Genomic DNA, 11594 nt, shown 5'->3' with positions numbered 1-11594 from the left:
CCTTTTTATTATGGATGGCACGGGAGGTGTGGGTCAATCCTGTTTTCTTTGTGTCCCAACCATAATTCGTTTACAATAGAAGAGGAATTTCGGTTCCTTTTGATATACAAGGTTCACTACATAAGGGACTAGCAATCCCTCACATACATTAATGGAGGAATGACCATGCTGTTTGTTGACAACCAGGGCATTACAGATCCTTCTGTAAACCTTGCCATTGAGGAGTACATTCTGAAACATCTGCCGATGGAGGATGACAGCTATCTGCTGTTCTACATCAACCGTCCGTCAATCATCATCGGAAAACATCAAAATACGATTGAAGAAATTAATATCGAGTACGTTCAGGATAACGGTGTGCAGGTGGTTCGTCGTCTTTCGGGAGGCGGAGCGGTATATCACGATCTGGGCAACCTGAATTTCAGTTTTATTACAGCTGATGACGGTCAATCCTTCCACAACTTCCGCAAGTTCACCCAACCTGTGGTTGAAGCTTTGCACGAGCTTGGTGTAAATGCCGAGTTGACCGGGCGTAATGATCTGCAAGTGGGCGAAAAGAAAATTTCGGGCAACGCCCAGTTTTCCACACGTGGGCGTATGTTCAGTCATGGCACATTGATGTTTGATCTGAATCTGGAGCATGTTCAGGCTTCCCTGAACGTCAATCCCGAGAAATTCAAATCCAAGAGCACCAAGTCCGTACGCAGCCGGGTCGCCAACATACGGGACCTGATTGACACCAACCTGACGATTGAGCAGTTCCGCGATGAGCTGTTACGTCACATTTTCGGGATGGAGCCTAAGGACGTTCCACAGTACACGCTCACTGACAAAGACTGGGACAAAATCAAAGAAATCTCCGCTGAGCGTTATAACAACTGGGACTGGAACTATGGCTTGTCTCCGGAAAGCAATGTGAAGCACACTCGCAAATTCCCTGTCGGCATCATCGATCTGCGCATGAACATCAAGGATGGACGTATCGAAGATATCAAAATCTTTGGCGACTTCTTCGGTGTAGGTGATGTGGCGGATATCGAAAATATGCTGCGCGGCAAGCGGTATGAGGAATCCGAGGTGCGTACTGCACTTGAGGGCCTGGATGTAAAACATTACTTCGGCAACCTTGAGCTGGAAGACTTTATTGGCCTTGTTTTCCTGGAAGAATAAAATTTAGATGTAAGTATAGTTTTAGAACGAAGTCTAAGATTACACGTTAACGGAGAAGACAGAATTTATCGGGAGAAGCGAAGCGTTCGCTTAAAGCTTTCTGAAAGAAAGCTACATCGGAAGCATAAGCTATCAACGGATTTCCCCTTGGGGAATGGAATCAAAAATCCGGGGATAACAGCGATCGAAAGATGAATCTGTATTCGGAGTGGCCTCGTGTAAAACTTATTTTTCGTTCGTTAATATAGATACAGATAAAAAAGGAGAGAAACACAGATGACCTACAAATTGATTGCAATCGACATTGATGACACACTGATCAACGACAACAAGGAAGTAACCCCTGCTACACAGACTGCACTGGAACAAGCGGTTGCCCATGGTGTAACTGTAACGCTGGCGACTGGACGTGCTTATGCTTCCGCACAAGCGCTTGCTCGTCAAACCGGACTTAACGTGCCAATCATTACGTATCAAGGCGCATTGGTGAAAAACCTGCTGGACGAAAAAGTCCTCTATGAGCGTTACGTTCCACAGGAAGCTTCTCGCAAATTGTATGATTACTGCCTGGAGAACAATCTCCACCTTCAAACATACATTGATGACAAGTTGTATGCCCGTGAGGAAAACGACAAGCTGCGGGATTATGCCAAATTAAACGGCACCCAATATTACATCGAATCTGATTTCATCAAAGTCATCGAACAAAAAACTCCGAAGCTGCTTATTATCGATGAGCCAGACTACTTGGATAAGGTTGCCGTTGACCTGCGTGAATTGCTCGGACCACAAGTGCATATCACCAAGTCCAAACCTTACTTCCTGGAGATCATGCATAATGAAGGAACTAAAGGCCATGCCCTGACCTTCCTCGCTGACCATTTCGGTCACCAGCTCAGCGAGTGTATTGCCATCGGCGACTCCTGGAACGATCATGAGATGCTCGAAGTTGCTGGTCTTGGTGTAGCGATGGGAAATGCTATTCCTGCGCTGAAAGAGCTGGCGGACTACATTACGGCAAGTAATAACGAAGACGGCGTAAAAGAGGTTATCGAGAAGTTTGTGCTGAACGCAGAGTAAATAAAGTCAACAAACAGCCCGGTCGGCGAATTTCGCTGTACAGGGCTGTTTGTTTGATTTTAAAGACATTTTCATTTTTCTGTGTGAACGATTATAGTAGGTATATTTCTCTGTTATTTTTTATGTTTTGAAAGTAATAATGCCGTGATTAAGGATAATTGTAGTGAAATCGTAATCGCCATAGATAAGATGACACGATTTGTATCTGGGACATCAGCAAAAAACAAAACAATAAAAAATACAATAAATGAGATTAAAATGCTAGCTATGAAATTTAAAATTATTCGTTTCATGTTTTGCCTACTTTCACGCACCACGATTCATTGTCTCTTACTTGCTCATGGCATGCTGGAAAGACTCCAACAGTTTCTTAATTTGCCCATCAAATTCCAGTTGAAATGGCGGAATGATCTCATCTATTCTTTGCTGGAATAGCTCCGGATCTTGGACACCAAGCTCCGCTCTTAACTCCATTTCTTCTTCGGAACCATTGTCGTTCAGGATCATGTTCAGGATTTCACCTTTAAAGTATTCACTTGGAGGAAGGATTAGAGCATTCATCAGGAACTGAGTAAAAAAGAGATGATTATTGTTTTCCTGACTCGCCTTTTTCATCGCCTGCTTAGTAAACAAGTTTATATACTTCTGAGCAAACGCAACCCCTTTCATTCGGGAAGGCCCAACATGCTCGACCCCTTTCCATCGCAGATCGGCCACAGAACTAAGCCACCAGGCCGGTTCAATTGCCTGCTGCATACGAAGCAGGATTTGGCGCTCAAACTGCGGCTCAGGATGTATTCGCTGCTCATCCAAACATTTTCCTATGGTCTCGGCTTCAATTGCTGCGACCGTCATGCCTTGGCCATGGATCGGATCGAAGCTGCAAAATGCATCGCCAAGGACCAGTAATCCGGAGGGCCAATTCTCCATGAGTTCAAAATGTTGACGGACAGACTCGGAAATACGGTATCCCCGCGGTCCTTGAAACGGCTCCAGCTGGTCTGCCAACGCTACGATTTCATCCGAAGCAAACAGATGCTTGATTTGCTCTTGGAACTCATCCGGATGGGTTGAAGGATATTCATCTCCTCCTGCGTTGAACAGTAATAGTCCAGCGATCTCATTCTCAATGCGCCACAACATGCCTGCACGAATTCCTTTCACAGGATCGGACTCTGTTATCACCGTTCCCCAGTCATTTTGAATAGAGGATGGTATCTTATAATAGCGGGTGCTGTAACCAAGCGACACCTTCAGCACTTCCGGCTCAGGCACGGCCAACCCTATCTGTTCAAGCCATCTGATCAATTTGGAAGAACGCCCCGCGGCATCAATAACCATATCTGCTGCAAGCATTGCTTCCCGGTTATTCCGGCCTCTTTCCTTGGTATACACGCCTGTAATCGAACGCTGATCTTCTGATGCCATTAACCCGGTAACTTCCGTACTCGTTAAGAAGCTTATATGATCTATGCTCTGGACGCGCTGACGCAGTACCCATTCCAGCAGAGCTCTACTGCTTGATGCAATTTTGAATGAGGAATTAGCATTTGCCTTATTAACTAATGTACCGTAGCGATTGGCAATCACAAATTTCTCTTCATGTGAAGGAATGGCGCCAAGCGCGACCAATTCGTCATTGTATCCGGGAAAGTAATGTTCCAGAATGAGTCCACCGCGCGGTAACACACGATGTGGATGAAAGGATTGAGGCACACCCTGCCGATTCGCCGGCTCAGAAGGCAATTCATCTCGCTCAATGATACACACCTCGTCATAATAATCAGATAACATCCTTGCAGTTATTAATCCTGCAATACCTGCCCCAATTACCACAGCTTTTTTCATATCGGACATCGCCACTTCATCCTCTCTAATCCATCATATTTTATCTACACTTGTAGCCCTATCAAAAAATTACTTATAATACCAATATACACTTGGAATCTCGCATCAAGTAAGAATCAATATCAGGATACTATATAGCTAAACTACAATAAGGAAATGATGTAGATGAAAATGATTGATAAAAAGGTGGATTTGAGAGTTACCCGAACTCATAAATTGTTAACGATGGCGCTTCTCGATCTGTTATGTGAGAAAGGCCAGCTATTCAGCAACATCACAATTAATGAAATATGTGACAAAGCTATGGTTCACCGAACAACATTTTACAAACATTTTAAGGATAAATTTGCTCTACTGTCCTCCACCCTAACTTGGGTCCTTCGGGATTATTTACACATGAATGTAGAAGATCGGATACAGCAGCCTTTGCAAAGCGTATCTAAAATTCTGTTCGGAAATGTACTGGAGACTATCGTGCAGAACCAGCAGAAGGATGAGGGGTTTAACAACTTTTTCATACATTATATCGGAGAGATATTCAGACGAGATTTTCTGGAATTGAAGAGAAGAGGTAAACATTTTTCACTTCCCATTGAACTGGTAGCCGAGTTCCACTCGGGGGTTATTCGTTTACTTGTGACGTGGTGGATACAACATTTCGATGAAAATGTTACGGCAGAACAGATGGATGAATATTACTACCAACTGGTTAACGAGAACATCATGTTGGAATAACAAACAGCTCAACCTAAAATCAAGGGCTGATTTTGAGATTGAGCTGCATACCTTCAAACTTTACCTATTTTAAAACAGTTTCGGAAGCCTGCACTGTCACCCTCGCACGCTTTCCTTTCTTCAACCAGCCGCTCACCTTCTCATTCATCGCCAGCAGTCCTGAAACGACCAGCACCACTCCGATCCATGTAACCCAGCTGACATGCTCACCTGGAGATCCGGTTATTGAGAAGTTTGTGATTAAGGCGGATTACGGTTCAAGCGAAGCATTCAGCACAAACTATGTTCTGATCAAAACATAAAAAAACAACAGCCCTGTACAACGATAACTCGCTTGTGTAGGGCTGTTATTTTAAGTGTAACTATGTATTATCATCTTTCTCAAAACTCATTTTTTGTTAGCCATTTTCTCTAGTGCTCTAACGGCACGCTCACGTTGTTCCCTCTTCACAGCCCGGTAGTGACTTGCATCCTCTCCAGCACTGCTAAAGAATCCCCAGAGCATCCCAATTAAACTACCCACTATACTAGGAACCGCCTGATTCACCCAGTAAAAATCCATATCCAGTTTAATACTTAGAAATAAAAGTCCACCCCAGATGATAAAATAGCCATAAAAAGCTAGATAACGATGACTAAATGCAAAAAGTAGATAAATTAAAAATGCAACAAAACCTAAAACAATCGAAATCACATGAAATTCATCTTCCATAATAACGCAACTCCCTAATGCCAGTCTAGTTGTTTTGCATAAACTCATTGAACTCTAAGAATTTCTTTTCACTTACATGCTCGATTAAACTCTCGCTTGGTAGAACTTTCTCCTCTCTGCTTTGTTAAACGCACTCCACACTATATCATATCCGGCTTCTTCTTATAACCTATATTTAATTCTTATGAACAAATAACCATCCGTTTACGTCATCCAAGATGACGTAAACGGATGGTTTAGTTTCCTGTACTACTCATTGAATTATCGCTCTCATTCCTGTGCAGAATTACGCATCACCTATTTCACCACAGGTTTGGAGGTTTGAGATACTGAATAGGAACGCTTTCCTTTCTTCAACCAGCCGCTCACCTTCTCATTCATCGCCAGCAGTCCTGAAACGACCAGCACCACTCCGATCCATGTAACCCAGCTGACATGCTCACCATAGACAACAGCACCAAGACCTACAGCAATGGGCGGAGAAATGTATAACCAGGTTGCCGGGAATAACGGATTGGTGCGCGACATAATCCAATAGAACAGACTATGCCCCACCATGGAGCCTATGACAGTCAGATAGATCACCGACGAGACGGCAGGCACCCAGTCCAGAGCAGACATATTCCATGATTCCGTTCCGGCCGAGAGCAGAGTTAAGAGCAATCCCCCATACATCATCTGCACCGCATTAATCGCTACAGGACTAGCCTCCTTGAACTGATGAATGACCTTTTTGGAGTACAATGCACCTGCTGAATAACAGACTTCTCCCACCAGTACCGCGATACAACCCCACATGAATAGAGAACCTGCACCAAGCGATACACCTGGCAGCACAACCAGAACCACACCGGTGAACCCGATCAAACAGCCTGTAATCATACGGCCAGATGTTTTTTGTCGTAACAACGCCGTCTGCATCAACATAATCATCAGCGGCCCTGTCGCTGACAGAATGGCACCCACACCCGAGCTCACATGCTGTTCAGCCCAATATAATGTGGCAAAGGTGCCGAAGGTCAGACCCGCTCCCGTCAACAACATCTCCTTGCGGAACAGGAGCGACCAGCTCACTTTGCCCTTCATCCACATCCATGCAAACATCAGCGCTCCCGCGATTACAAATCGCAATCCGGCTGATAGAAAAGGCGGCATGCCTGCCTCCACTCCAATTTTAATAGCCAGAAATGTTGTACCGAAAATAAGACACATGACCGTAAATGCAATCCCCACCATGATAACCACTCCTTTATCTGTTCTCCATCATATCTCATGGTCTATAGAACAGAATGAACAAAACAGAACAGTTCTCTCCCATTAGCTGTTACAATAGAGTTCAAAAGGAGTGTGAGCCGGGTGGGCAGAACCATGATGATGACAGATAATAGCCTGAAACTATATGAGCAAGTAATCCATTATCTCGTTGTACGTATAGAAGCGGGAGAGTGGGCCGAACATGAAAAACTGCCATCTGTACGAAGCCTGTCCGAGCTACTCGGCGTACATCGGCTGACTGTTTTCAAAGCCTATCAGGAGTTAAAAGAACGTGGGAATGTTTATGTGAAGGATAAGTCCGGCTATTATGTCAGTCCAGCAACTCCATTCTCAGTAACGGATCAGGCGGATGATCCCGCCGTGTCTGCATGGCTGCATTGGGACTCCCTCGCACGTGTACAGTCGCTTGAAGCCGAATTCCAGTTTTCCAAATCACTGATTGATCCCGCCCTGCTTCCCAATCGGTATTGGGGAGAACTGATGCGTGATCTGCTGGATCAATATCCACGTCTGCTCGGAACGTACTCCACGATTCAGGGAGATCTGGAATTGCGTAATGCGCTGGCAAGCCATCTGACAACCAAGGAACGCTTCTACCTCTCCGCAGACGAGGTGTTAATTACATCGGGTGCCCAGCAAGCGATCGACGTCATCTCGCGGACGCTGGTCAAGCCCGGGGATCGGGTCTTGATGGAACGGCCTACGTATGGACCGGCAATGGAGATTTTCCGCAAACAAGGTGCCCGGCTCGTCTTTACCGACATTCATCCCGAGGGTTATGATCTGGAGCAGATCGAACATCTGATGAAGAGTGAGAAGCCACGTCTCTTTTATATGACACCGACCTTTCAGAACCCAACCGGTATGAATGTTCCAGTAGAACAGCGCAAGCAGTTACCCGAACTTGCAGAACAGTATGGTTGTTTTCTGCTCGAAGACGACAGTACCTATGATATCTATTTTAAGGAGAAACCTCCTGCACCCATTTTCACCTACGACACCACCGGACACACTCTGTACATTCGCAGTTACAGCAAGTATGTTGCACCCGGGCTACGGATTGCAGCCATCATATGCCGCCAGCGATTCATGCCAGGACTACAGGCTGTAAAATCACTGACAGATAACGGATCGCCCCTTCTGAACCAGAAGCTTTTTCTCCGTTATTTTCAGTCAGAACGTATGCATCAGCATCTGTCCAAGCTGCGGACCGCCATCCAGCTACGGATGGAAGTGATGGAACAATCTCTGCTGGAAACGGACTGGACGTGGACCCGGCCGGAGGGCGGACTCAACTTTTGGGTGGAGCTTCCTGAGGGTGTAGATACCGGAAGACTGCTTCACCGATGCATGGAACAATCCGTTGCCTTTGTACCCGGAACCGTATTTGATTCTTCGGATGATTCAGCCAGTCGCAAGCTGCGCCTTTCGTTCTCTTATGCACATGAGCAGCAGATTCGGGAAGGCATGAGCAGACTTATTACGCTGGCCAAAGAAATGTAAAGTTTGTTATAAATCAAAAAAGCCTGAAAGGTCACATGACCTTCCGGGCTACTGTTATGAGCTGGATATGACCTTATCCACCAATCCATATTCGACTGCTTCAGCAGCGGTCAGGAAATAATCTCGATCCGAGTCCTTCTCAATCCGCTCAATTGACTGTCCTGTATGGTCGGCTAACAGCTTGTTAAGACGCTGACGATGCTGAATGATGCGGTTAGCATGAATCAGCATATCCGACGCCTGCCCCCGCGTACCGCCATGTGGCTGATGGATCATGATCTCACTGTTAGGCAGAGCCATACGCTTGCCTTTTGTTCCACCTACCAACAATATCGTACCAAAACTTGCCGCCATACCTGTACAGATCGTGGAGATATCTGGCTTCACGAATTGCATCGTGTCATAGATCGAGAATCCCGCAGTCACCGACCCACCAGGACTGTTGATGTACATCTGGATGTCCTTCTCCGGGTCCTCTGCAGTTAAAAACAACAACTGGGCCACAATGGCATTTGCCATCTGATCCTCAATCTCTCCGGACACCATAATGATCCGGTCTTTGAGCAAACGTGAATAAATATCATAACTCCGCTCTCCTCGAGCGGTTTGTTCCACTACATACGGCACTACATTCATATGTGTCGCCTCCTCGGTTTAGGCAACCATGTTGACCGTGTATCCTCCTCCATACGACATCGAGTTCATGCCAGAAGTGGAGTACCCGTACATCATTGGCTGCATGGATGGAGACGGCAAAGTCTGCTGCAAAATCGTGCCCGCCACAGCCATCGGATCATCGGTCCGATTCAGGCACAGATCAATGAGTTGAGCTGTATCTCCATTACGAAATGCCAGCAGATAACTGCGCAGTTCCTCCCGATTGTCCACCACTGTGCCCTCCTCATACTGCAATTCACCGTCTGATTGTTCCAACCTATGCCTCACCTCGGCTATGGCAGAGCGGGCACGACTTAACGCCGCTTTCACAGCACCTTCTGTTGTATCCAACATTTCCGCAGTCTCTGCCGCCTTATAACCCATTAATTCACGTAATACATATATCACTCGCTGCCACGGTGGTAGCGTATTTACAAGAAGTTGTACGGCAGACTCCATCTCCTCGAATCGCCTTTCCTCCTCCATCTCGTGCAGGAGCGGCTTCAAGCTATCCATTTTACAGGCTAATCTCTCCCGCTGACGTAAAATATCAATCCAGCTGTTGCGTGCAATACGGATCAGATAAGCTTCCCAGTTTATATCTTTATTCATCCCATAAGTTCCAACTACACTCGACGACAACACTTTGAGACAGGTCTCCTGAACCAGATCCTCCGTGTCTGGAACTGATTTCGTCAGAGATAAACAATACGCATACAACGAACCCATCAGATCGGGTAATACGGCATGAATGCTTTGGTTCAATTGATTTTTTCTGTCGTTGCCATTGAATTCAATATCGAATTTATCTTGTTTACCATCATCATGTGGTCTGTTGATTCTGCAATCCACGGACTTCACAAAGGCCATCTTGGGGGCCCCCCTTTGCTGGTTCCTGATTGATTTTGACTTACACTATGTAAACGAAGAACCCCTTGTAAAGGATACGCTCTTCTGAATTTATTTTTGTTACGCTAGTTAAGTTGGGTTACGCATTCGTTTCCAGTTTTAATGTTCCAAGCGGCACCTTCATCCCGGTAAGGGCAATCGTAATGCCTTGATCCAGATTATAATTCTGCCGTACATCAACGTCATGAGACATATGTGTAAAATAAGTATGACCTGGCTTCAGTTCCCGCAGTAGCTCCTGCGCCTCGCGCATATCGTACACGGAACGTGTTGAGAATTCCGCAAGTTCATGCACAAAGCTTGTTCCAATCACCAGCAGATCCAGTCCGTGCAACGGCTCTTTTTCGGATGGCTTCAGGTCAATAGCATCTGAACAGTACGCCCAGCTATACCCACCTCGATCCAGCCGATATGCGTACGAATATCCGTTATGTCCATGGCATACTTTCCAGGAATGCACCTTCCAGCCGCCAAGTTCAATATCATCATCCGTTTCCAGAAAGTCCATATGACGACCCAACCAAGGAAACTGTCCCTGAATGGTGGCAATTACTTCACGCGGTGCATACAAACGCCCTTTTACACCCAACCAGCGGCACGCATCTGCCCATTCCGGCAGTCCTCCAATATGGTCAAAATGGGCATGCGTAATGAGCAGCGTATGCACCATACGTAATCCCTGATCCTCCATCTGTGATCTCCAGTCTGGTCCGCAGTCAATCATGAACTGTTCACTCGTACCCTCCCCACCACCGTCAATTAGAACAGAAGAACGTTTCCGTTTATTCTCTCCCGTAAGCCTCGCCTCTGCACATACTTCGCAATCACAATACACACGTGGAACGCCCATCGCATCGCCAGTGCCCAGAAATGTTAGCTGATTCAATCCGCATTCCCCCTGAATTCATGATATGTAAATTGTAATCGTCCACCCCTGTTTTTGCAAAAAAAAAGACCACCCCGCTGCAGTTATCCACTGCAATTCGGGACAGTCCCTGGTCTGACTATTCACCGTCAGACTTTAATTCCATGCTTCGCTCCATTCGGGAGCGTACACTTCATCAGCATGTGATGCAACCTTATAAGCGGGTCACCCATATGCAGAGCAGGCCTTACCTTTTTCACAGGCCATAACCGACTGATTCGAGTCACATTAACCCAACGCTAGAATTAAACCAGTGCCCGCAGCTTCAAAGTCAGTTCCTGACCCGCAGGTACATCCTTCGATTCTGTAATGACCCAGTTCGATGCAAGCCGCTTCGCCAGCACCTCTGCCTGCTCCGGTTTCAACTGTAATCCGGTTACTATACCTTCACCCACCGTGAAGTCTTTCTCTGGCTGCACCTTAAAGGCCTTCTCCAACCAGATTCCGAGTCCACCACGCGTGTTAAATGTAATCCGGTAGCCGTCTTTCACTGCTGCCTCCAGATTTTCACCATGCTCGTCCGCATACGAGAAAAATTCGTTATATCGGTATTCCTCTTCAGACACGGCGTCAAAAGCGGAAACGTCTTTGGCTTGAATGGCTTTTAATATTTCTTCCTCAGGCATCCCCTTACCGCGGGCCTGCTCCAGTCGAATTGCTGTACTTTGGGATAATTTGATCTCTGCATTCATCCAACTCACACCTTCCTGCTAGTACTATGTAACAATCATGATTCAGTATACCTCTATTATAACCTTTTGGCAGTAAAAAACCTCCATC

At 46.1% G+C, this 11594-nt stretch carries 12 protein-coding genes; 5 read left to right on the top strand and 7 right to left on the bottom strand.

Features of this window, described 5'->3' with window-relative positions:
* Positions 1–165: 165 nt before the first annotated feature.
* On the top strand, positions 166–1170 hold the full coding sequence (locus V6669_RS07395) for a lipoate--protein ligase (protein WP_338592308.1): 1005 nt from the start codon (positions 166–168) through the stop codon (positions 1168–1170).
* Between the two features lie 276 nt (positions 1171–1446).
* Positions 1447–2250, top strand: coding sequence for a Cof-type HAD-IIB family hydrolase (locus V6669_RS07390; RefSeq protein WP_062833159.1), 804 nt, complete (start codon positions 1447–1449; stop codon positions 2248–2250).
* 330 nt (positions 2251–2580) lie between these two features.
* On the opposite strand, the gene V6669_RS07385 is transcribed toward V6669_RS07390, so the two are convergent.
* Positions 2581–4107, bottom strand: a complete 1527-nt coding sequence (locus tag V6669_RS07385) for an FAD-dependent monooxygenase (protein WP_338592303.1) — start codon at positions 4105–4107, stop codon at positions 2581–2583.
* Between the two features lie 156 nt (positions 4108–4263).
* Between V6669_RS07385 and V6669_RS07380 the strand changes: the two genes are divergently transcribed.
* On the top strand, positions 4264–4833 hold the full coding sequence (locus V6669_RS07380) for a TetR/AcrR family transcriptional regulator (protein WP_289391549.1): 570 nt from the start codon (positions 4264–4266) through the stop codon (positions 4831–4833).
* A 38-nt stretch (positions 4834–4871) separates the two neighbouring features.
* Positions 4872–5135 (top strand): hypothetical protein, encoded by a 264-nt coding sequence (locus V6669_RS07375; RefSeq protein WP_338592299.1) that lies wholly within the window; start codon positions 4872–4874, stop codon positions 5133–5135.
* A gap of 86 nt (positions 5136–5221) precedes the next feature.
* Here the strand turns inward: V6669_RS07375 and V6669_RS07370 are convergent, their stop codons facing one another.
* Positions 5222–5545 carry a hypothetical protein gene (locus tag V6669_RS07370; protein WP_074094012.1) on the bottom strand — a complete coding sequence of 108 codons (324 nt, stop codon included), beginning with the start codon at positions 5543–5545 and terminating at the stop codon, positions 5222–5224.
* 297 nt (positions 5546–5842) lie between these two features.
* Positions 5843–6781 (bottom strand): EamA family transporter, encoded by a 939-nt coding sequence (locus V6669_RS07365; protein ID WP_289391548.1) that lies wholly within the window; start codon positions 6779–6781, stop codon positions 5843–5845.
* Positions 6782–6901: 120 nt separating this feature from the next.
* Here V6669_RS07365 and V6669_RS07360 point away from each other — a divergent pair, with 120 nt between their 5' ends.
* Positions 6902–8323, top strand: a complete 1422-nt coding sequence (locus tag V6669_RS07360; protein WP_338592294.1) for a PLP-dependent aminotransferase family protein — start codon at positions 6902–6904, stop codon at positions 8321–8323.
* A 54-nt stretch (positions 8324–8377) separates the two neighbouring features.
* On the opposite strand, the gene clpP is transcribed toward V6669_RS07360, so the two are convergent.
* From clpP to V6669_RS07340, 4 genes are all read right to left on the bottom strand, one after another.
* Entirely contained in the window at positions 8378–8959 is a 582-nt protein-coding gene (gene clpP / locus V6669_RS07355) for an ATP-dependent Clp endopeptidase proteolytic subunit ClpP (RefSeq protein WP_017689971.1), read from the bottom strand.
* 18 nt (positions 8960–8977) lie between these two features.
* On the bottom strand, positions 8978–9850 hold the full coding sequence (locus tag V6669_RS07350) for an RNA polymerase sigma factor (RefSeq protein ID WP_338592291.1): 873 nt from the start codon (positions 9848–9850) through the stop codon (positions 8978–8980).
* A 118-nt stretch (positions 9851–9968) separates the two neighbouring features.
* The gene (locus tag V6669_RS07345; RefSeq protein ID WP_338592289.1) at positions 9969–10775 is read right to left on the bottom strand and encodes an MBL fold metallo-hydrolase; all 807 of its coding nucleotides are present in this window, start codon (positions 10773–10775) and stop codon (positions 9969–9971) included.
* A gap of 284 nt (positions 10776–11059) precedes the next feature.
* The gene (locus tag V6669_RS07340; RefSeq protein WP_091033569.1) at positions 11060–11506 is read right to left on the bottom strand and encodes a hypothetical protein; all 447 of its coding nucleotides are present in this window, start codon (positions 11504–11506) and stop codon (positions 11060–11062) included.
* Positions 11507–11594 lie beyond the last annotated feature (88 nt).

The organism is Paenibacillus sp. Y5S-9 (genome assembly GCF_036894235.1).
Lineage (GTDB): Bacteria > Bacillota > Bacilli > Paenibacillales > Paenibacillaceae > Paenibacillus.
This window is presented reverse-complemented; position numbering and strand designations above follow the sequence as displayed.

What these genes read in the sequence shown, in the direction of transcription:
- V6669_RS07395 (WP_338592308.1), top strand. Translation starts at nt 166, where the DNA reads ATGCTGTTTGTTGACAACCAGGGCATTACAGATCCTTCTGTAAACCTT.
- V6669_RS07390 (WP_062833159.1), top strand. Translation starts at nt 1,447, where the DNA reads ATGACCTACAAATTGATTGCAATCGACATTGATGACACACTGATCAAC.
- V6669_RS07385 (WP_338592303.1), bottom strand. Translation starts at nt 4,107, where the DNA reads ATGTCCGATATGAAAAAAGCTGTGGTAATTGGGGCAGGTATTGCAGGA.
- V6669_RS07380 (WP_289391549.1), top strand. Translation starts at nt 4,264, where the DNA reads ATGAAAATGATTGATAAAAAGGTGGATTTGAGAGTTACCCGAACTCAT.
- V6669_RS07370 (WP_074094012.1), bottom strand. Translation starts at nt 5,545, where the DNA reads ATGGAAGATGAATTTCATGTGATTTCGATTGTTTTAGGTTTTGTTGCA.
- V6669_RS07365 (WP_289391548.1), bottom strand. Translation starts at nt 6,781, where the DNA reads ATGGTGGGGATTGCATTTACGGTCATGTGTCTTATTTTCGGTACAACA.
- clpP (WP_017689971.1), bottom strand. Translation starts at nt 8,959, where the DNA reads ATGAATGTAGTGCCGTATGTAGTGGAACAAACCGCTCGAGGAGAGCGG.
- V6669_RS07350 (WP_338592291.1), bottom strand. Translation starts at nt 9,850, where the DNA reads ATGGCCTTTGTGAAGTCCGTGGATTGCAGAATCAACAGACCACATGAT.
- V6669_RS07340 (WP_091033569.1), bottom strand. Translation starts at nt 11,506, where the DNA reads ATGAATGCAGAGATCAAATTATCCCAAAGTACAGCAATTCGACTGGAG.